Annotated in this window: 16 protein-coding genes, 1 tRNA gene and 1 pseudogene; 15 read left to right on the top strand and 3 right to left on the bottom strand. The window is 69.9% G+C overall.

Features of this window, described 5'->3' with window-relative positions; genetic code table 11:
• Nucleotides 1-119 precede the first annotated feature (119 nt).
• A complete protein-coding gene (locus LRS74_RS10300) occupies nt 120-632 on the bottom strand; it encodes a hypothetical protein (RefSeq protein ID WP_277740718.1) in 513 nt (170 codons plus the stop codon).
• 262 nt (nt 633-894) lie between these two features.
• Between LRS74_RS10300 and LRS74_RS10295 the strand changes: the two genes are divergently transcribed.
• Nucleotides 895-3,174, top strand: coding sequence for a serine/threonine-protein kinase (locus LRS74_RS10295; RefSeq protein WP_277740717.1), 2,280 nt, complete (start codon nt 895-897; stop codon nt 3,172-3,174).
• Between the two features lie 517 nt (nt 3,175-3,691).
• Nucleotides 3,692-4,618: an aminoglycoside phosphotransferase family protein gene (locus LRS74_RS10290; protein WP_277740716.1), complete on the top strand. Its 927-nt coding sequence runs from the start codon at nt 3,692-3,694 to the stop codon at nt 4,616-4,618.
• 9 nt (nt 4,619-4,627) lie between these two features.
• Here LRS74_RS10290 and LRS74_RS10285 read toward each other — a convergent pair whose 3' ends face one another.
• Complete coding sequence (locus LRS74_RS10285; protein WP_277744689.1) at nt 4,628-5,872, bottom strand: hypothetical protein; 1,245 nt, start codon at nt 5,870-5,872, stop codon at nt 4,628-4,630.
• Between the two features lie 382 nt (nt 5,873-6,254).
• Between LRS74_RS10285 and LRS74_RS10280 the strand changes: the two genes are divergently transcribed.
• From LRS74_RS10280 to LRS74_RS10260, 5 genes and pseudogenes are all read left to right on the top strand, one after another.
• On the top strand, nt 6,255-6,815 hold the full coding sequence (locus tag LRS74_RS10280; protein WP_277740715.1) for a bifunctional DNA primase/polymerase: 561 nt from the start codon (nt 6,255-6,257) through the stop codon (nt 6,813-6,815).
• Nucleotides 6,808-7,107, top strand: coding sequence for a hypothetical protein (locus LRS74_RS10275; RefSeq protein WP_277740714.1), 300 nt, complete (start codon nt 6,808-6,810; stop codon nt 7,105-7,107). Before LRS74_RS10280 ends, LRS74_RS10275 begins: the two co-directional genes overlap by 8 nt.
• 327 nt (nt 7,108-7,434) lie before the next feature.
• Entirely contained in the window at nt 7,435-7,641 is a 207-nt protein-coding gene (locus tag LRS74_RS10270) for a hypothetical protein (RefSeq protein ID WP_277740713.1), read from the top strand.
• A 562-nt stretch (nt 7,642-8,203) separates the two neighbouring features.
• Nucleotides 8,204-8,899 (top strand): hypothetical protein, encoded by a 696-nt coding sequence (locus tag LRS74_RS10265; RefSeq protein WP_277740712.1) that lies wholly within the window; start codon nt 8,204-8,206, stop codon nt 8,897-8,899.
• A gap of 3 nt (nt 8,900-8,902) precedes the next feature.
• Nucleotides 8,903-9,130 (top strand): annotated as a pseudogene (locus LRS74_RS10260) (site-specific integrase); the annotation flags it as partial.
• 245 nt (nt 9,131-9,375) lie between these two features.
• Here the strand turns inward: LRS74_RS10260 and LRS74_RS10255 are convergent.
• A tRNA-Arg gene (locus tag LRS74_RS10255) sits at nt 9,376-9,447 on the bottom strand.
• 177 nt (nt 9,448-9,624) lie between these two features.
• On the opposite strand from LRS74_RS10255, the gene LRS74_RS10250 reads away from it, so the two are divergent.
• The 8 genes from LRS74_RS10250 to LRS74_RS10215 all read left to right on the top strand — a co-directional run bounded on the left by LRS74_RS10250 (nt 9,625) and on the right by LRS74_RS10215 (nt 21,026).
• Nucleotides 9,625-10,116 (top strand): response regulator, encoded by a 492-nt coding sequence (locus LRS74_RS10250; RefSeq protein WP_277744688.1) that lies wholly within the window; start codon nt 9,625-9,627, stop codon nt 10,114-10,116.
• Nucleotides 10,117-10,262: 146 nt separating this feature from the next.
• Nucleotides 10,263-11,396, top strand: coding sequence for an ArgS-related anticodon-binding protein NrtL (gene nrtL / locus LRS74_RS10245; protein WP_277740711.1), 1,134 nt, complete (start codon nt 10,263-10,265; stop codon nt 11,394-11,396).
• Between the two features lie 16 nt (nt 11,397-11,412).
• A complete protein-coding gene (lysA, locus tag LRS74_RS10240; protein WP_277740710.1) occupies nt 11,413-12,804 on the top strand; it encodes a diaminopimelate decarboxylase in 1,392 nt (463 codons plus the stop codon).
• 267 nt (nt 12,805-13,071) lie between these two features.
• Entirely contained in the window at nt 13,072-14,373 is a 1,302-nt protein-coding gene (locus tag LRS74_RS10235; RefSeq protein ID WP_277740709.1) for a homoserine dehydrogenase, read from the top strand.
• Between the two features lie 74 nt (nt 14,374-14,447).
• Nucleotides 14,448-15,545 (top strand): threonine synthase, encoded by a 1,098-nt coding sequence (gene thrC / locus LRS74_RS10230; protein ID WP_277740708.1) that lies wholly within the window; start codon nt 14,448-14,450, stop codon nt 15,543-15,545.
• Nucleotides 15,546-16,113: 568 nt separating this feature from the next.
• A complete protein-coding gene (thrB, locus tag LRS74_RS10225; protein ID WP_277740707.1) occupies nt 16,114-17,028 on the top strand; it encodes a homoserine kinase in 915 nt (304 codons plus the stop codon).
• Nucleotides 17,029-17,456: 428 nt separating this feature from the next.
• Nucleotides 17,457-19,574 (top strand): transcription termination factor Rho, encoded by a 2,118-nt coding sequence (gene rho, locus LRS74_RS10220; protein WP_277740706.1) that lies wholly within the window; start codon nt 17,457-17,459, stop codon nt 19,572-19,574.
• Nucleotides 19,575-19,901: 327 nt separating this feature from the next.
• Entirely contained in the window at nt 19,902-21,026 is a 1,125-nt protein-coding gene (locus tag LRS74_RS10215; RefSeq protein WP_277740705.1) for an LCP family protein, read from the top strand.
• Nucleotides 21,027-21,173: the final 147 nt, after the last annotated feature.

Raw genomic sequence — 21,173 nt, 5'->3', positions numbered from 1 at the left:
CCGACGGAGGCCCGGACGACAACGGCCTCACGCCCTCCGGCACCGCCCCGGCACCCGGCCTTGGGTGCCGGGGCGTGCCGGTCGGGGGCTCAGTCTTTGACGACGGTGACGGGGGCCGGTCACAGCCTGAACACGACTCCGCGCCATGTCCATCCACTGCCGAGGACCGTGTCCCGCAGGGGGTCCTTCATCTCCGCGGTGTCGAAGCGGAACACCTCCGACATCCCCAGGCGGCCGTCGGCCCCCCGCTCGATCGTCCAGTCCCGGGAAACGGTGTTCACCTGCCCGCGGGAGTGCTCACGCGGCGGCGCCACCCTGGGCGTATCCCCGAACCACGTGACCTCCAACTGCTCGTCCATGGCACGGACCTCGTGGTCCGCCGGCACCAGACGCATACGGGTCTTGATGGTCCGGCTCAGCTGGGTCCTGGCGAAGAAGGTGTGCCAGGCAGGGTCCCGAATCCGCAACTCGGCCACCAGGTCGGCACCCTCACCAGGCGTGCCGTTGCGCACGACGTACGGCACGTCCGGCCCGTTGAGCCCGAGCAGCGCCACCCGGACTTCCTCGGCCGAAAGGGGTGCGACACCGTCGCCGGGACGCTTGGTACCGGTCAGTCTGTCGAAAAGGCCCATCGGGCCAATCTACGATCCGCGGCTCAAGCGGGATCAGTCGGCGGCGGTCGTACCGGTCAGATCAAGGCTGTCGAGGGGCACCAACGGCTGGAGACAGACGCTGGGGGTGCGGTACCTCGCTGCGGTACCGCAGACCCTTGAGGCTCGGACGATGCGCGTTCTGTGCGATTTGCCCGTTCTTCAGGCATGTGCGATACCAGGAGAAGGAACTTTTCTGTGATCGCTGCGGAACCCTGCTGGCCATCCTGGAAGAGGAAGCGCCATGACAGGAGCAGGCGAGGCCGCTGGGCGCGTGATCGCCGGGCGCTACCGGCTCTTGCGTCAGCTCGGGGCCGGAGGCATGGGGCGCGTGTGGCTCGCCCACGACCAGGAACTGGCGTGCGAGGTCGCCCTCAAAGGGATCAATCTACCGCCGGGCATCCCGGAGTCCGAGGTGAGCAGCCGGATCGCCCGGGCCCGCGGCGAGGCCCGCCACGCCGCACGACTGCGCGACCATCCCCACGTCGTCACCGTGCACGACATCGTGGAGGAGCGCGGCCTGCCGTGGATCGTCATGGCGTTCGTTCCCGGCGCGAGCGACCTGGAGGCGGTGGTGCGCGCCCACGGGCCGCTGCCGCCCCCCGAGGTCGCGCGGATCGGGCTGGCGGTCCTGGACGCCCTGCTGGAGGGCCACCGGCTCGGCGTCCTGCACCGGGACGTCAAACCGTCCAACATCCTCCTGACCCGCTCCAGCCCGCAGCCCGGGCATCGCCCTGAGTGCGGCCGGGTGTTGCTGACCGACTACGGCATCGCGCTGGAACTGAGCTCCGGTGAGCCGCGCCTGACCAGCACCGCGGGGATCGTCGGGACCCCGCCCTACATGGCGCCGGAACGAGCCCGCGGCGAGGAGCCCACCCCCGCCTCCGACCTGTTCGCGCTCGGCGCCACCCTGTACTTCGCGGTGGAGGGGACCGGCCCCTTCGACCGCGGCTCCGATTACGCCACGCTGACCGCCCTGCTCTTCGAAGACCCCACGCCGCCGCGCCGGGCGGCGGACCTGACCTCGGTACTCCTCGGGCTGCTGGCCAAGGACCCCGCCCGGCGGATGGACGGCGCCGAGGTCGCACGGCTGCTCACTCCCATCGCCGCCGAGCCCCACCCTCCCAGCGCACGGGACCAGACTCTCCCGGCACGGCCGCCACCCCCCACCCCGGAACCGACGCGCACCCACATCCCGACCCCATCACCCGAGCCACCACCCCGGACCCCGGAGCCGACAACCCCAATACCGACCCCACCGACGGAGCCGACCCCACCGGCCGAGCCGACCCCACTCACTGAGCCGGTGCCGCCGCCCAAACCGACCCCACCGACCGAGCTGACCCCGCTGACTGAGCCGGCGCTGCCGCCGGAGCCCGCGCGGCCGCCCGAGCCGGAGGAACCGGCTGGCCGGGCCCCGGAACTGCCGCGAGCGGGCGGCGCGAGCCGGCTGTCGCGAGGCCCGTCGAGGCTCTGGCGCCGGCGGGTCGGGCTCATTGCGGGGGCGGTACTCGCGCTGCTGGTCGTGGTGGGCGGCATCATCTACGCGACCCAGCCCGGCTCGCCGAGTCCCGAGCCCACTGGCACCGCACCCACCCCTACCACCGCACCCACCACCGGCTTGCCCACTGCACCGACATCCGTGTCCTCGATCCCGGTCGGCTCCGGCCCCGGTGGGGTGGCGGTCTCCCCGGACGGGCGCCGGGTCTACGTGGCCAACTACGGCTCGAGCTCGGTGTCGGTGATCGACACCGCCTCCGACCGCACCGTGGGCGACCCCATCCCCGTAGGCGAGTTGCCGATAGGTGTGGCGGTCTCCCCGGACGGGCGCCGAGCCTACGTGACCAACTACGGCCCGGACTCGGTGTCGGTGATCGACACCGCCACCGACCGCACCGTGGGTGCCCCCATCCCCGTCGGCACGGATCCGGCGGAGGTGGCGGTGTCCCCGGACGGGCGCCGGCTCTACGTGACCAACAGCATCTCTCGCTCGGTGTCGGTGATCGACACCGCCACCAACCGCACCGTGGGCGACCCCATCCCCCTCGGGGACAAGCCGGACGGGGTGGCGGTCTCCCCCGACGGGCGCCGGGCCTACGTGACCACCGGCTTCTCCGTGACGGTGATCGACACCGCCGCCAACCGCACCGTGGGCGACCCCATTCCCCTCGGCGAGGCGGCGAACGGGGTGGCGGTGTCCCCGGACGGGCGCCGGCTCTACGTGACCAACGACTACGCGAGCTCGGTCTCGGTGATCGACACCGCCACCAACCGCACCGTGGGCGACCTCATCCCCGTAGGCGCTCAGCCGGGAGGTGTGGCGGCCTCCCGGGATGGAAGCCGGGTCTACGTGGCCAACTCCACCTCGGACTCGGTGTCGGTGATCGACACCGCCACCGACACCACCGTGGGCGACCCCATTCCTGTCGGCGAGTTGGCGGACGGGGTGGCGGTGTCCCCGGACGGACGCCGGGTCTACGTGACCAACTTCAACTCGAACTCGGTGTCGGTGATCACGTTCTAGGGGTCCGAACAGCAGAAGCGACCCGCCCCCGAGCCACGCTGACCTGCGGTCACGCAGGGGCCTTCCGCTGGCCCGCGACGACGACAGGGCGCTCAAGAACCGAGCCGCCGAAGATACCCGTCCGGTCCCGCTGCCGCCCCAGCTCGTCGCGATCCGGGAACCGCTCGGGGGTTCAGCCGCCTCATGGGCCTGATCTGGGAAAACGGCTCACTCTCCACGCCACGAATACGCCACGACTGCCGACAGACAGCGGATCACGGCTGCACCCCGCTGCACATTGCACAAAGACCCCGCCTCAGCGTCTTGGCTGGTGGCGGGGTCTTTCGGCACTTCAGTGAAGTGCCCCCGGCAGGATTCGAACCTGCGCACACGGCTCCGGAGCCCATCGGAGATCGCCAGCGCAGGTAGCACCTGACCTGGAGGCGGCCAGACCGCGCCACTTCCCAACGCAAGATCATTACGTCGTGATTACGTGGGTCTCTGTCGGAGTGGCTTCGGCGAGCGATAGCGTCGACGCATGATCTCGGGTGATGGAGGGTCCCCGAACGGGGCGACGCAGTTCACAGAGAGTAGCGCGAGTGCCGTTCTCCAAGAGGCATGTCGAACGGCGGGCTTGGACCCCTCGGGCGCTGAGCTGCTCAGGCTCGGCTCCAATGCCGTCTACCGGCTCGCCTCCATCTCCGCGGTCGTCCGCATCGCCCGTGATCCCGGCAGCTTGGACGAGATGACCCGGGCCGTGCGGGTCGCTCGCTGGCTGGAGGCGGAGGACTTTCCCGCGACACGAGTGCTGCCGCGGGTGCGCCAGCCGCTGGAGGCCGGCGGCAGTGTTGTCACCTTCTGGGAGAGCGCTCAGGATGACGAGGAGTACGCGAGGCTGGATGAGCTCGCGGACCTGCTGCGGCGGCTGCACTGGCTGGAAGAGCCAGAGTCGCTGGGCCTGCCGTACTTCGATCCGTTCGCCCGGCTTGACGCCGGTCTGCGGGCGCTCGACGGGGTCGGCAAGGACGACCGGTCCTTCCTTGAGAAGCGGGCTGGTGAGCTCCACAAGGCGTACGACGGCCTGGACTTCGTGCTGCCCTTCGGCATGATCCATGGGGACGCGAACATAGGCAACGTGATCCGCCACCGCGCCGGTCAAGCGATCCTGATCGACCTGGACGGCTTCGCCCTGGCGCCGCGCGAGTGGGACCTCGTCCTCACCGCGATCTACTACGAGCGCTTCGGCTGGCACACGCGGGCCGAGTACGAGTCGTTCGTCTACCACTACGGGTTCGACCTGATGAACTGGCCGGGATACCCGGTCCTCGCCGACGTCCGCGAGCTCATGATGGTCGTGTGGCTCGGCCACCAGGTCACCACGAGTGCCGAGGCGGCCGAAGAGTTCACGCGGCGGGTGAACGCTCTCAGGACGGGCGCCAGCCGACGCGACTGGCGCCCCTTCTGACCTGGCCTCCTATGCAGTCTTGCCCGTGGCCAGCCACAGGCGGTGCTCGGCGGCCTGGTCGTAGAAGTCCTTCGTTGCGGGAGTGCCACCGACGGTCGCGAGATGCTGCCGGAACTCGGCAAGATAGCTGACACAGCGTGCCGACCTGAGCTGTTCGCCCAGGTCGAGCGCGTCCAGTGCCACGCGGCAAGCCTCCGCCGGTTCGCCGGCCCGAAGGTGCGCGTCGGCGAGCACCATCGTCGCGAAGAAGTCGCTTCGCACGTGGTGACCACTCATCGCGTTCTCGGCGTGCGCGACGGCACGGCGGGCGCTGTTTACATCGCGGAAGCAGTGCGCGGCCTCGGCGGCGAGCTCCGCCTCGTCGAAGTAGGTGATCCACTCGGGCTCGTCACCGCTGTTGCGGCTCTCCAGGGCCTTCGTCGCCTCGGCTAGGGCGAGCTCGCAGGCGCGAGTGTCGCCGGTACGGGCCAGCGCTCGGGCCTCCATGGCGTGGAACTGTGCCATGAGTGTCGGCGTCGCCACGCCGGCGATACCCATGCGCGCGGCCCGGGCAAGGGTCGCTGCCTCGGTGAAGTGGCCCAAGAACGTGGCCTGATGGCTCATCGCGGATAGGATGCTCCCGGCCAGCCGGCGGTCGTCGCCATCTTGGGCCAGCCGCAACGCATGGAGGAAGTAGCGCTGGGCCAGACCGTGTTGGCAGGCGTCGTACGACATCCAGCCTGCCAGCAGCGTGGACTCTGCCACCGTGGAGAACAGCGCGCGGCCCACGGCCTCCGTGTACTGCCCGGTAAGCAGGGGCGCGACATCGCGGCTGAGGTACTGCACAACTGAATGGCGGGCATGCTCGCCGCCGAAGCGGTCATCGAGCTGGGCGAACATGCCGCTGGTGGACTTGATCATTGCCACGTCGGCCAGACCCACGCGCACCCCACTCCGGCCGGGCGTCGCCGGGAAGGCGGGTTCGGGAGCAACGAGCCACCGGAGTGACGCCTCACTCCACGCCGTCAATGAGGGCTCCGACACCAGAAGGGGTTCGTAGCCGTGGAGGTCCGCACGCCACAGTTGATCAACGGTGCGGAACGCATCTTCCGGGCTCGGCGGGTAGCGGGTCTCCAGAAGTTGGGAGTCCTGGCCGGTGATGTGGTGCAGGCCCAACTCAGCGGCCGTCATCCCGAACACTTCGCAGATCAGCGGCCCGTAGAACTCGTCCGGCACACTGTGCCCGTTCTCCCCGCTCGCGATACGCCGCTTCACGCTGGCGTCGGTCGGCAGAGCCTTCCCCTGACGGGCTGCCGCGTCTCGAAGCTCCCTCACCAACCGCAGCTGACCCCAGCCGCGAGCCTTCCGCGCCTCGCGCAGAAGCGCGCCGAACGACTGCGTTGAGTCCGTGGTGCTCGCCTCCTTCATGAGGGGGGCGGTGCTTCAGATGTCCCCTGAATGTACGGAAACAAAGCCGTTGTTGTGGCCGGTACTTGGCGATTGCTGCCCACGATGGGGCGACGCCGGGTGACGCGCTGCTTCGGGGGTCGTCACCCCTCGTCACCTCTCGTCATCTGCCCAGCTCAGGGGCTTGAGGCGAAGGCTGGTCCCACCGGTGGACAACAGGTCGCCGCGAAGGCTAGCGAGGTGAGATCACGTGCAGACCGTGACGAAGCGGGGAATCCAGTGGCTTTCCGCCGTCGCAGAGAATCCGGAAGTGTGCCGTGCGACGTGGGCGGCGAACCCGCGTACCCCGTACTCGTTGCACACCGGCCGCCTCTTCGACGTGGTGGAGATGGACCAGCGAATCGGGTTGGAGACCTTCGATCAGCTCGATCGGTATGCGATGCCGATGGGCCCGGTCATCGTCGACTGGGCGGAGAAGAAGGCGGAGTTCTTCCTTCCGGCGAGGTCGCGGGAGCGCTTCGAGACGGCGATGAAGAACGAGACCGCGGAGCCGCCCGAGTACCGCTACCTCGATGAAGGCTCCGTCATCGTGGTGCCCGGCCCCATGCCGCTGAGCGGCGACCGCTACACCTGGCTGTGCACGCCGCGAGGGGTACCGGAGTACCGGCCGGCCCGCATCCACGCCCTGGTGGCCATGTTCGTCGCCGCGGCCGCGTTGGTGGCCCGGGCGGACCGGTACGGCGAGGAGCAGAAGCGTCTCGCCGAGACCACGCAGTCAGGGCGGCCGGAGCAGGATCCTCTCCGTGCTTGACGGCGACACGGGGCAGCACGACGCCGCCAGCTGGTCGCCGGTCGACAACGGCGAGTGGTACGCGGCCCGTGACGCGGTCGCGGCCCTGCGTGACGTGCTGATCGCGGCCGGGCTTGAGCGTGAATTCCCCTTTCTGCGGGCCGATTTGAACGCGTTCGGACAGGGGTTCATCGAGCTCGGCCGCATCTCGCCGGAGACCGCGCAACGACTCTCGGAGTTGCTACGGCGGGCTGTCACCTGCGCAGGTCCCGCCCCGGGGAGCGAGATTTCCTCTGGTGACATCGCGGACTGAATGCGGTCAAGGAGTGGAGTACATGACGGACCCGCGAGGCGTATGCCGGAGACGGGCGGAGAGCCTGGAACCGGGAGTGCCCTACGTGCGCGGTTGGTCGGCAGCGAACCGCGGTGCGGAGGCACTGGCGCAAAGGCTCCGCGCAGCCGGCTTGGAGTCGGGGTTCCCCGGGCTCAGGGCCGATGTGAACGTCGAGGGTGACGGGATGGTGTGCCTCGGTTCGGTGCACCCGGATGTGGTGTTGTCGCTGGCGAGGCTGCTGACCTCGGGCCTGGTTTCCGAGATGGAAGACGAGAGCGGGCGGAAGGGGGCAGCATGAGGACCAGAATGCTGAAGGTAATGGCGGTCAACGCCAGGACAATCCGCAGAGGCGACATCGTGAGAATCGACGGCGTTCATTCCAGGGTGGACAACTTGCTGACCCTGCACGGGGGGTCCAAGGGGCTGATCCTGGAAGACGGCAGAACCTTGGTTATTTCTCCGTTCGCGCAGCTGTTAGCTTCGCGCGTTTGTTCCGTGGAGATCACGCGCTGAGCTTGTAATATCCAGGGCGACCTAATCGGGTTAGGGTCGCGAACAGAGCAGCCCCGCGTGCCGTCGCTGTATGGCGGCTGGAACGCGGGGCGACGCACCTTTCCCTGTTGACACGCACTCTGTAAGCTCACTCGGTCACCCTCCGTAACGGCCGTGGAGCTCGCTCCTGAAGCCAGCGTGGCCAGCATGGGAGGCGGGTGTGCGCCGATACTGATGCCAGGGGTGGGTGTCAGGCTGCCCCACGACCAACACCGGTCGCAAGATCGTGGAGATCTGATATCTAATCAGTTGGGCGATCCGCGAGCGGCGACGTTGCTAGTTTCCCCAGTTGCTCTACTGTGCTACTGAGCAACGCAGGGTATTCAACTGCCTAGAGCGAGGTCCACTTCTGGCAATTAGTAGGCATGCCGCATGAGTTGATGTCCGCGTTGCATGCCTGGGTAGGCCCCTTCCGAGATGCCGCGGACAGGGGGCGGTGTTAGAAAGGAAGTGACGCTTACTTCCTTGGCTCGTCGCGGATTCCTGAGCGCTGAGCTGCAGTAACGCTACCACGGGGCCTCAAATGGCGCTTCAACGATCCATTAAAATCCCGTCGAACGATCCGGGATTGGTGCGTTATCGACTTGGGTCATCGAAGCTTTACCTGGATGATGTGCAGATAATCTACGAGGCCCTCAAGGAACTAGAGAGGAAAAGCGGCTGCGTCGAAGCGGTATCGCTTACGGCCGGGGACGCAATCGCAGATGAGCCGGATGACTTGCGAGATGCGACATCTGAGGAGCTCAAGAGCGTGCGTCTTGCCCTCAAGGATCCGCTGGTCTCAGTAGATCTATGGGACGAGCGCGCGGATGTTACCGCGTCCTCGAATACTGAAAGTCGTGCCGTAGCAGTTGCCATCCGCGACTTCGTGAAGGGTAAGCGGAATCTACGCGGAGGATACGCCCTACTCCAGGGTGCTTTTGATAAATGCGCGCTCTTGTCTGCTGTGATCATTGCCGGGGTTTTTCTTCTTATGGACATCGGTCTTTGGGTGTATGCTTTTCCGGTCCTGGTTGGAGGTGCCTGCGCGACCTTCGTCCCTAACGCAATAGGCGCTTACGTCACGGGGACGGTTCGCCTAATTCCTCAGAGGCGTCGAGAGGCTCGCGGATTGAGTATCGAAACGCGCAGGCAATTGATCATTGGGCTGAGCGGTGCGGTGATAGGCGCTGTCATCGCCGGAATCGCTGGCCTGTGGTCTGGAATGGGCGCCCGTTGAGCCAAGGTCTCCTCTGTGCTGGCGGCTCGCCCCTACGACCTTCGTCACGCGGGCGTCTCCCAGTGGCTCAACTCCGGCGTCCCTCCGGCGGAGGTCGCCGCGCGGGCCGGGCACTCGGTTGAGGTGCTGCTCAAGATCCACGCCAAGTGCGTCGATGGCCAGGAAGTCGAGATGAACGAACGGATCATGAAGAGTCTGGGAGAGGAAGAGGAGGACGGACCCGAAGAGTAGAGCTCCGCTAGACAAGTCGACGCGGGCCCCGAAGCGATCCGGGGCTTTCGTCGCGTCTGAGAGGCTGCCTTGAGAAGGGTGCGGAAGCGGCCGTTGACCTGCTGAAAGGCCCACCAAGATCATTACGTCGTCACTACGTGATCACTGTCATGGGGCTGCGCTCGACGGCACCCGGCTGCACATACACAAAGACCCCGCCTCAGCGTCTTGGCTGGTGGCGGGGTCTTTCGGCACCTCGTACAAGGTGCCCCCGGCAGGATTCGAACCTGCGCACACGGCTCCGGAGGCCGTTGCTCTATCCCCTGAGCTACGGGGGCTTCGTCGCTGCTGCTCGCGGCGACGGGTAGAACACTACCAGCTCCGAGAGGGTGATCAGGTACGAGTACCGGGACGGGCGGCGGGTGGGTGGCGAGGGGGCTGTAATCGGTGGGGGCTAGCGCATCGCGGGAGCCTGTCGCAGGTGGTCGGCGAAAGGTCCCCCGCACGTGGTGGAAGTGGGGAAAACCCGGACGCGGTCGCGGTGGCGCGCCTACTCTTCGAATGTGCCTGGCTTGACCGGCCGGGTCCTTGTTGTCGATGACAACAAGGTCATCCGGCAGCTGATCAGGGTCAATCTCGAGCTTGAGGGCTTCGAGGTCGTGACCGCGGTCGATGGTGCCGAGTGTCTGGAGATCGTGCACCAGGTGCGGCCCGATGTGATCACTCTCGATGTCGTGATGCCGCGGCTCGGGGGAGTGCGGACGGCGGCGCTGCTGCGCGCCGACGCGCGTACGTGCCATGTACCGGTGGCGCTCGTCAGCGCGTGTACGCAGCTGGAGGTCGAGGAGGGCCTCGCGGCCGGGGTGGACGCGTTTCTGGCGAAGCCGTTCGAGCCCTCGGAGCTGGTGCGGCTGGTTCGGCAGCTGTTGCGGAAGAGGGAAGGGGAGGGGGTGTCAGGGGCGGCGGCCCCTGGCGATGCGGAGCCCGTCGGGCCCAGTGCCGGGTGATCCAGCGCCGGGCGATCGAGCCCAGCCCCGGTGATCCGCTGCTGGTCCCCCTGTCTCTCGCCCCGCCCGCTCCCCTCACCACCACCGCGTCCCACCACGCGAAACCGGTTCGCGTCCCCACCCCCCTCCTCCCATACGCTTGTGCCGTGACCCCCGCCCAGCTCTCCCGCATCGTGTTGCGCACAGTGCGTCGCGCCGTCGAGGCCGACGAGCTGCGGGTGGCGGTGCCGGAGCGGGTCGTCGTGCAGAGCCCGCCGCGGCCCGGGTGTGGGGACTACGCGACGAACGTGGCCCTCCGGCTCGCCGGCGGCGCCCGGGGCGATGGGCTCGCCCCCCGCGCCGTGGCCGAGGTGCTGCGGCGGCGGCTCGTACGGGAACCCGGTATCCGCGGCGTCGACATCGCCGGGCCGGGCTTCCTCAACATCACCCTCTCCGGGGACTCTCACGCCCGCCTCGTCGAGCTGATCCGAGAGCAGGGCGCCGACTACGGGCGTAACCAGGGGCTCGACGGCCACCGGCTGAGGATCACGCACGACGGGCGAGCCCGGGCCACCGTCGTCGGTGAGGCCGTGTGCCGGCTCGCCCTCGCCTCCGGCGCGCGCGTCGATGACCCGGCCGAGGATGGCGGGGGCGACATCGTCATGTGCGACGCGGTCATGGGCGACGTGGGCGTCGACAGCAGCGCGGTTGGTGAAAGCGCCGCTGGCGCCTTCGCCATGAGCGGCTCCCCCGACGACCCTCACCCGCTCCGCGTCCACCGCGTCCACGTCCGTGACGTCGAGTCCCCCCTCCACCAGCTCCTCCCCCTCCTCGGCGAGGACGCGCTGCGCTGGGCCCTGCTGCGGCCCGCCCCGCACGACCTTCCCGATCTCGACCCCGCCCGCCTCCTCGCCCAGCGTGAGAGCAACCCGCTCTTCCGGGTCCGGTACGCCCACTCCCGTACCCGTGCCCTGCTCCGGAACGGGCGCGACCTGGGGGTCGAGCCCCTCGCGGGGGACTACGAGCACCCCGCCGAGACCGGTCTCGCGCAGGCGCTCGCGGACTTTCCCCGCATCGTCGAGGCCGCCGCCCGGGATCGGGAGCCCGATCGGGTCGCGCGGTACCTCGAAGCCGTGGCCGACGCCTGTTTCCGCTGTCACGACGCGTGTCCCGCGCTGCCGTGCGGCGAGCAGAAACCCTTGGCCGTGCACCGCTCCCGGCTGGCGCTCGCCGACGCGGCCGGGACGGTGCTCGCCAACGGCCTGCACCTGCTCGGCATCAGCGCACCCGCACATCTCTGAGGAGTCCAGAGACACCATGAGTCGTTCCGCTCACCCCGCAGGACCCCGCCACGCCGACGTGCTGCCCGAGGGCCACTACTTCGCACCGCCCGCCGATCTGAACGTCCTGGAACCCCGGGTCTGGTCCCGTACGGTCGACCGGAACGAGGACGGCGTCGCCACCGTCGCCGGGCTGGACGTGACCCGGCTCGCCGAGGAGTTCGGCACGCCGGCGTACATCCTGGACGAGGAGGACTTCCGGGCTCGGTGCCGCAGCTGGCGGGAGGCGTTCGGCGAGGCCGCCGACGTCTTCTACGCCGGCAAGGCGTTCCTCTCCCGCGCCATCGTGCGATGGCTGCACGAGGAGGGGCTCAACCTCGACGTCTGCTCGGCCGGCGAGCTCTCCACCGCGCTGGCGGCCGGGATGCCGGCCGAGCGGATCGCCCTGCACGGCAACAACAAGACCGAGGCCGAGATCCGGTACGCCGTCGAGGCCGGCGTCGGGCGCATCGTGCTCGACTCCTTCCAGGAGATCGTCCGGGTCGCCCACATCGCCGAGCGGCTCGGCAGGCGTCAGCGGGTCCAGATCCGCGTCACCGTCGGCGTCGAGGCGCACACCCACGAGTTCATCGCCACGGCCCACGAGGACCAGAAGTTCGGCATCGCGCTGGCCAACGGGCAGGCCGCCGAGGCCGTCCGGCGGGCGCTGAAGCTCGACGGGCTGGAGCTGGTGGGCATCCACTCGCACATCGGTTCGCAGATCTTCGACACCTCCGGTTTCGAGGTCGCCGCGCACCGCGTCGTCGGGCTGCTGAAGCAGGTGCGCGACGAGCACGGCGTCGAACTGCCCGAGATCGACCTGGGCGGCGGACTCGGCATCGCGTACACGCCGGACGACGACCCCAGCGAGCCGCACGAGATCGCCCGCGCGCTGCGCGAGATCGTGGAGCGCGAGTGCCGGACCGCCGGGCTGGCGGTGCCCCGGCTCTCCGTGGAACCGGGCCGAGCCATCGTCGGGCCGACCACGTTCACGCTGTACGAGGTGGGCACGGTCAAGGAGCTGCCGGGGCTGCGGACGTATGTGAGCGTGGACGGCGGGATGTCGGACAACATCCGCACCGCGCTCTACGACGCCGACTACTCGGTCGCGCTGGTCTCCCGCACCTCCACCGCCGAACCCCTGCTCGTCCGCGTCGTCGGCAAGCACTGCGAGTCCGGGGACATCGTGGTGCGCGACGCCTTCCTGCCCGCCGACATCGCGCCCGGCGACCTGATCGCCGTGCCCGCCACCGGCGCCTACTGCCGCTCCATGGCCAGCAACTACAACCACGCGCTGCGCCCGCCCGTCGTCGCGGTGCGGGACGGCGCGGCCCGGGTCATCGTCCGGCGGGAGACTGAGGAGGACCTGCTGCGCCTCGATGTGGGGTGAGCGGCTCCAGGCGGGGGACGGGCGGGGGCCGGGCGGACCGGTCCGGTCTCCCGTCCGCAACCGGTGCCCGGTGCCCCGGGCGCGCCGTTCGTCCGGTGCCGCCCGCCGCGTGAACGGCACGGTGTCGGTACCCGAGAAATGAATCTCGGATAATGGATCCACGGAGGCGAAACGCCCTCCGTGAGCAAGACTGGTGCGTCCTCTCGGACGCTCCCGGCGCGTCACAAGAAGAGACGCGTCGCAAGAATGAATGAGAAGTGAGGTCGGATGATGCGTACGCGTCCGCTGAAAGTGGCGCTGCTGGGCTGTGGAGTGGTCGGCTCAGAGGTGGCGCGCATCATGACGACGCACGCGGACGACCTCACGGCCCGCATCGGCGCGCCGGTCGAGCTCGCCGGAGTCGCCGTGCGCCGGCCCAACCGGGTCCGTGAGGGGATCCCGGCGGAGCTGATCACCACCGACGCCACCGCGCTGGTCAAACGCGGCGACCTCGACGTCGTCATCGAGGTGATCGGCGGCATCGAGCCCGCCCGATCGCTGATCACCACCGCCTTCGAGCACGGCGCCAGCGTCGTCTCGGCCAACAAGGCGCTGCTGGCCGAGGACGGCGCCGCGCTGCACGCGGCGGCCGTGGAGCACGGCCGGGACCTGTACTACGAGGCTGCCGTCGCCGGCGCCATCCCGCTGGTGCGGCCGCTGCGCGAGTCGCTCGCCGGCGACAAGGTCAACCGGGTGCTGGGCATCGTCAACGGCACCACCAACTTCATCCTCGACGCGATGGACACCACCGGCGCGGGCTACCAGGAGGCGCTCGACCAGGCCACCGCGCTGGGGTACGCCGAGGCCGACCCGACCGCCGACGTGGAGGGCTTCGACGCCGCCGCCAAGGCCGCCATCCTGGCCGGCATCGCCTTCCACACCCGGGTGCGCCTGGACGATGTGCACCGCGAGGGCATCTCCGAGGTGACCGCGGCCGACATCGCCTCCGCCAAGCGCATGGGCTGCACCGTCAAGCTGCTCGCCATCTGTGAGCGGGCCGGGGACGGCAAGTCCGTCACCGCCCGGGTGCACCCCGCCATGATCCCGCTGTCGCACCCGCTGGCCTCGGTCCGCGAGGCGTACAACGCCGTCTTCGTCGAGGCCGAGGCCGCCGGCCAGCTGATGTTCTACGGTCCGGGCGCGGGTGGCTCGCCGACCGCCTCGGCCGTCCTCGGCGACCTGGTCGCGGCCTGCCGCAACAAGCTGGCGGACACCACCGGGCCGGGCGAGTCCGCCTACACCCGGCTGCCGGTGAGCCCGATGGGCGACGTGGTCACGCGCTACCACATCAGCCTGGACGTGGCCGACAAGCCGGGTGTGCTGGCGCAGGTCGCCACCGTCTTCGCCGAGCACGGCGTGTCCATCGACACCGTCCGCCAGCAGGGCAAGGCCGGCGAGGCCTCGCTGGTCGTCGTCACCCACCGGGCCGCCGACGCCGCGCTCTCCGCGACCGTCGAGGCGCTGCGCGGTCTGGACACCGTCCGTGACGTCGCCAGCATGATGCGCGTCGAAGGCGAGCGTGGCGAATGACCGCCGGACCGGAGACTCAGGGGACCCGTCAGGGCAGCACGGGAGCCAGCGGAGCTAGGGGAGCCAAGGAAGACATGAACGCTATTGCAGATCACTCGCCGGTGAGCGGCGCCCGCTGGCAGGGCTGGCGGGGCATCATCGAGGAGTACCGCGACCGCCTCCCGGTCGACGAGAACACCCCGGTCGTCACGCTCCGCGAGGGTGGCACGCCGTTGGTGCCGGCCCAGGTGCTCTCCGAGCGCACCGGCTGTGAGGTCCATCTGAAGGTCGAGGGCGCCAACCCGACCGGTTCCTTCAAGGACCGCGGTATGACCATGGCCATCACCAAGGCCAAGGAGGCCGGCGCGCAGGCCGTCATCTGCGCCTCCACCGGCAACACCTCCGCCTCCGCGGCCGCCTACGCCGTACGGGCCGGCATGGTGTGCGCCGTCCTGGTCCCGCAGGGCAAGATCGCGCTCGGCAAGATGGGGCAGGCGCTGGTGCACGGCGCCCGCATCCTCCAGGTCGACGGCAACTTCGACGACTGCCTCACGCTCGCCCGCGGGCTGTCCGAGAACTACCCGGTGGCGCTGGTCAACTCCGTCAACCCGGCGCGCATCGAGGGGCAGAAGACCGCCTCCTTCGAGATCGTCGACATGCTGGGCGACGCGCCCGACATCCACGTGCTGCCGGTCGGCAACGCCGGCAACATCACGGCCTACTGGAAGGGCTACCAGGAGTACGCCGGGGACGGCATCGCCTCCCACACCCCCCGCATGTGGGGCTTCCAGGCGTCCGGCGCCGCGCCCCTGGTGCGCGGCCAGGCGGTCAAGGACCCGCACACCATCGCCACCGCGATCCGCATCGGCAACCCGGCCTCCTGGGCCCAGGCCGAGCGGGCCCGTGACGAGTCTGGTGGCTTCATCGACGAGGTGACCGACCGTCAAATCCTCGCCGCCTACCGGCTGCTCGCCGCCCAGGAGGGCGTCTTCGTCGAGCCCGCCTCCGCGGCGAGCGTGGCGGGGCTGCTGAAGGCGGCCGAGGAGGGCAAGGTCGACCCGGGGCAGCGCATCGTCTGCACCGTGACGGGGAATGGTCTCAAGGACCCGGACTGGGCGGTGGCGGGTGCTCCGCAGGCGGTTCCGGTGCCGGTGGACGCGGCCGCGGCCGCCGAGCGCCTCGGCCTCGCCTAGGCGACCTCGCCTGGGAGCGGGCCGGCCGTCGGCCGGCCCGTCCCTCGCCCCGTCCGGCGTCGACACGGCGCCGGTGCGCCGGCGAGTGCGGGTGCGGTGTCCGGCCGCACCCTTCGGGGGCCGGGGCCCGATGTCCGTACCGGTCCGTGCGGGGGCGTCGAACGCCCGACGTCCCCGCACGGCACCCGGCCACAGGCCGGGGGTGTGGAGGGCGTCCCCGGCGGCCGTGCGGGGCGTCTCGCGGACCGCTGCGGACCCGCGTCACCCCAGGTCACGGCGGTTGACACCGAGGAAGCACCGGGAGGCGGCAAGGCAACCGACCCCACCGCGCCAGGGCGAAGCACGGGGCGGCGTGCGACACGCATCGTGCGCCTCCTGTGCGCCCTATGTCGCCACAGAACCTTCCTTCGATAGGCTGTAATGAATCCGCCCCGACGCAGAGCTAGCAGAGCACCATCTGTTGTCTTTCTGCGCGGCGTTGCCGTACCTCCGTGTCACGGCCGTTGGCGGTGTTCCGTACCTCTTCGAATTCGAGAATTCGCAGTCACACAAGGAGAGTCATCGAGCGATGGCCGGTCCAGCGTTCCGCGCCGCCGCTGTCCGAGTGCGCGTCCCCGCCTCCAGCGCCAACCTCGGCCCCGGCTTCGACGCCCTCGGCCTGGCCCTGGGGCTCTACGACGACGTCGTCGTCCGGGTCGCCGACTCCGGGCTGCATATCGACATCGCCGGTGAGGGCGCGGACAGCCTGCCGCGCGACGAGGACCACCTGCTCGTACGGTCCCTGCGCACCGCCTTCGACCTGCTCGGCGGGCAGCCGCGAGGGCTGGAAGTGGTGTGCGCGAACCGCATTCCGCACGGCCGGGGGCTCGGCTCCTCCTCGGCCGCCATCTGCGCGGGGATCGTCGCGGCCCGCGCGGTGACGATAGGTGGCGCCGAGAAGCTGGACGACGCGGCGCTGCTGGAGCTGGCCACCGAGATCGAGGGCCACCCGGACAACGTCGCCGCCTGTCTGCTCGGCGGCTTCACCCTGGCCTGGACGGATGCCGGAGCCGCCCGGGCGATCCGGATGGATCCGGCGGATTCCATCGTTCCGGTGGTCTTCGTGCCCAGCAGGCCGGTGCTGACCGAGACCGCGCGCGGACTGCTGCCGCGCACGGTCCCGCATGTGGACGCGGCCGTCAACGCGGGCCGCTCCGCCCTGCTCGTGGAGGCCCTGACCAGGCGCCCCGAGCTGCTGCTGGCCGCCACCGAGGACCGGCTGCACCAGGAGTACCGTGCTCCCGCGATGCCGGAGAGCATGGCGCTGGTCAACCGGTTGCGCGCGGACGGCGTCGCGGCGGTGATCTCCGGCGCGGGGCCCACGGTCCTCGCGCTGGTCGAGGACGGTGCGGCCGACAAGGTCGCACGATTGGCGGGCGAGGGGTGGGCGGCCAACCGGCTGGCTCTCGACGCCCAGGGAGCGAGTGTCCTGCCGCTGACCTGACCCGCGGCGGTTCCGGGGTAGACCCGGGGCGGCGCGGAAACGCGATCGCCGGGACTTGTTTGAGAGGGGGAATGTTTGTTGGATCCGGTAGTGTTAATCTCAAGTCTGCACTGGATGCCTTCCGATACCGATGGTGCATGGCCTCGGAGGCGCAGTGCTCAGTGTCCCCATCAGGGACCACCCTTCTTCCGGGAGCTTCCCCGACTGCCTGAGCAGCCTGCCTGAGCAGTGACGAGCACGCTCCGGAACAGGCGTGACGGACTTCTACGAAAGCCTTGCCGTCGCGCCGGAACCATGAATTTGATCTTTCCGCCGTACGCGGCGGACCACCGCCCCGGCCCGGTCCGCACGAATGAGGACTACAGCCGGACAGCACAACCGGTCGCCGAGCCAGACAGGCCGACGCCCGCTCCAGGGAAGGACCCTTCGTGAGCGACACCACCGATCTGATGGGCGTGAACGCCGCCGGCACCTCCGACAGCTCTGTCGGCAATGCCGCCGCGCCCGCCACGGACGCTCCCGCCGCGCCTGCCACCGGTGCTGCCACTGGTAGTGCCCCGCGTCGGCGCCGCTCTGGCACCGGCCTCGACGCCATGGTCCTGGCCGAGCTCCAGCAGCTCGCCTCCAGCCTCGGCATCAGGGGTACCGCGCGGATGCGCAAGAGCCAGCTGATCGAGGTCATCAAGGACAAGCAGGCCCAGGGCGGGGCCGCCGAGGCCGCCCCCGCCGCCGAGCCGGCCGCCAAGCCCAAGCGCCGGGCCACCTCCAAGGCCCGCACCGGCGAGGAGGCCGAGGCCGCGCCCAAGGCCGCCAAGGCCGAGAAGGCCGCCAAGGCCGCCGACGCTGCCGAGGGGCAGCAGCAGATCGACATCCCCGGCCAGCCGGTGAGCGACGACCAGCCGGCCGGCGAGCGTCGCCGCCGTCGGGTCACCGCGCCCTCCGGCAGCCCCGACGCCGCCGAGGGCGCGACCGAGGCCAAGTCCGACGTCAAGGTCGAGGTCCGGGCGGGTGCCGCGGCCGAGGCCGCGGTGGACACCGCCGAGGGCAAGCCCGCCAAGGGCGGCGAGCGCGGCGAGCGCGGCCAGAAGGGCGAGCGCCGTGAGCGCGGCCAGCGCGACCGCGGTGAGCGGGGCGACCGCGACCGCGGCGAGCGGGGCGACCGTGACCGCGGTGAGCGGGGCGACCGCGACCGCGGTGAGCGCGGCGACCGTCGCGGCGGCAAGGGCGACGAGGCCGGCCAGCAGGGCGGCCGTCAGCAGCGCCAGGACCGCGCGCAGGGCGGCCAGCAGGACGACTTCGACGACGAGGCGGGCGGGCGCCGCGGGCGCCGCGGTCGCTACCGCGACCGGCGTGGCCGCCGCGGGCGCGAGGAGTTCGCCGGCGAGCCGCAGGTGGCCGAGGACGATGTGCTGATCCCGGTCGCGGGCATCCTCGACATCCTCGACAACTACGCCTTCATCCGCACCTCCGGCTACCTGCCGGGCCCCAACGACGTCTACGTCTCCCTGGCCCAGGTCCGTAAGAACGGGCTGCGCAAGGGCGACCACGTCACCGGTGCGGTCCGCCAGCCGCGCGAGGGCGAGCGGCGCGAGAAGTTCAACGCGCTGGTCCGCCTGGACTCGGTCAACGGCATGGCGCCCGAATCCGGCCGTGGCCGACCGGAGTTCGGCAAGCTGACGCCCCTTTACCCGCAGGAGCGGCTGCGCCTGGAGTCCGACCCGGGCGGCCTGACGACCCGGATCATCGACCTGGTCTCGCCGATCGGTAAGGGCCAGCGCGGTCTGATCGTGGCCCCGCCGAAGACCGGTAAGACCATGATCATGCAGGCGATCGCCAACGCGATCACCCGCAACAGCCCCGAGTGCCACCTGATGGTCGTCCTCGTCGACGAGCGTCCGGAAGAGGTCACCGACATGCAGCGGTCGGTCAAGGGCGAGGTCATCTCCTCGACCTTCGACCGCCCGGCCGAGGACCACACCACCGTCGCCGAGCTGGCCATCGAGCGCGCCAAGCGCCTGGTGGAGCTGGGCCACGACGTGGTCGTCCTGCTGGACTCGATCACCCGTCTGGGCCGTGCGTACAACCTCGCCGCGCCCGCCTCGGGTCGCATCCTGTCCGGTGGTGTCGACTCCACCGCCCTCTACCCGCCGAAGAAGTTCTTCGGTGCGGCGCGCAACATCGAGGACGGCGGCTCGCTGACCATCCTCGCCACCGCGCTGGTGGAGACCGGCTCGCGGATGGACGAGGTGATCTTCGAGGAGTTCAAGGGCACCGGCAACATGGAGCTGCGGCTGGACCGCAAGCTCTCGGACAAGCGCATCTTCCCGGCCGTGGACGTGGACGCCTCCAGCACCCGTAAGGAGGAGATCCTGCTGGCTCCGGAGGAGCTGAACATCGTCTGGAAGCTCCGCCGGGTGCTGCACGCGCTGGACTCGCAGCAGGCCATCGAGCTGCTGCTGGACAAGATGAAGCAGACCAAGTCCAACGCCGAGTTCCTGATGCAGATCGCCAAGACCACGCCCACCCCGGGCAACGGCAACGACTGATCGGCACCCCGCTCGACGGCCGAGGGCCCTCTACGTTCACCGACGTAGGGGGCCCTCGGCCGTTCGCATGCCGTCGCGGTCCCACCGCCGTCGGTGACATCGCTGAGATCTGTGACACAGCGTGCGGCCGTGGCCTTGGCGCCGGCCGGGACGCCGCTCCCGGCCGAAACCGCAGGTGACGCCGGTCGGGGCGGGCCGGCCCCGATCACGCCCGCCCGCGCGATCTAAGAAAGTCCTAAATCTGCCGTGTGCAACCCTTGCGCACGGCCCGTCGTCTGAACGGCAGGGGGCAACACGGGGCAAGCCGGAACAGGAACAGAGGAACCCATGGCCGAGGACAGCAACAGCACGGGGCAGGGGGCAGGCCGCCGTCGTGCCGGGGGCGCCACCGGCCGCCGCCGCAAGACCCGCAGCACCCGCCGCAAGGCCTTCATGATCACCGGTTGGTCGCTGGCCGGCGTGTTGGTGGTCGGCGGCGCCGGCGCCGGCTACGTCTACTACAAGCTCAACGGCAACCTCACCGGCGTCGACATCAACGCGCAGCTGGGCACCGACCGCCCCGCCGACATCGACGACGGCTCGATGGACATCCTCGTCCTGGGCTCCGACTCCCGCGCGGGCAAGAACGGCAAGTACGGGCAGGACGAGGGCTCCTCGCGCTCGGACACCGCGATGATGGTGCACGTCTACCAGGGCCACAAGACGGCCAGCGTCGTCTCGATCCCGCGCGACACCCTCATCGAGCGCCCCGCCTGCACCAAGGACGGGACCACCACCCCGGCCCAGCGGCGGGCCATGTTCAACACCGCGTACGAGGTCGGCGGCCCCGCCTGCGCGGTCAAGACCGTGGAGTCCATGACCGGCATCCGCATGGACCACTACCTCGAGGTCGACTTCTCCGGCTTCAAGGACCTCATAGACGAGCTCGGTGGCGTGGACATCACCACCACCGAGCCCATCCACGACAAGGACAGCCACCTCGACCTGGAGCCGGGCGAGCACACCCTCGACGGTGAGCAGGCGCTGGGTCTGGTGCGCACCCGCAAGGGCGTCGGCGACGGCAGCGACCTGGGCCGGATCCAGCTCCAGCAGGCGTTCATCAAGGCGCTGCTCGACCAGATCAAGGGCGTGGGGCTGTTCAGCAGCCCGAAGAAGCTCTACGACCTGGCCGACACCTCCACCAAGGCGCTCACCACCGACTCCGACCTCGCCTCCGTCGACAAGCTGCTCAGCTTCGCGGGCGGGCTGAAGGGCATCGGCTCGGAGGACCTCAAGATGGTGACGCTGCCGGTGATGTACGACCCGAACGACCCCAACCGGGTGCTGCCCATGGAGGCCAAGGCCCAGCAGGTCTGGAAGGCGCTGCGGGCCGACAAGCCGATCCCGAAGTCCGCCACCAAGGGCTCGGCCGGCGACGAGACCGACGCCGCCAAGGTCGTCAAGGACGCCTGACCCCGCCGTCGCCGCCCTGCGGCGGCGGTCGGGAATACCCGGCGCCCACCCCCGGTTTTGGGGGATACGGCCAGTACTGGCAGACTGGTACGTCGGCCCCGGTTCACGTACGGCAACCCGCCGCTGCGACCCGGTGCCCTCCCGAAC

This window comes from Streptomyces sp. LX-29, assembly GCF_029541745.1.
Lineage (GTDB): Bacteria > Actinomycetota > Actinomycetes > Streptomycetales > Streptomycetaceae > Streptomyces.
Note: the sequence above shows the minus strand (reverse complement) of the source record. Positions and strands in the feature narration are given on the sequence as shown.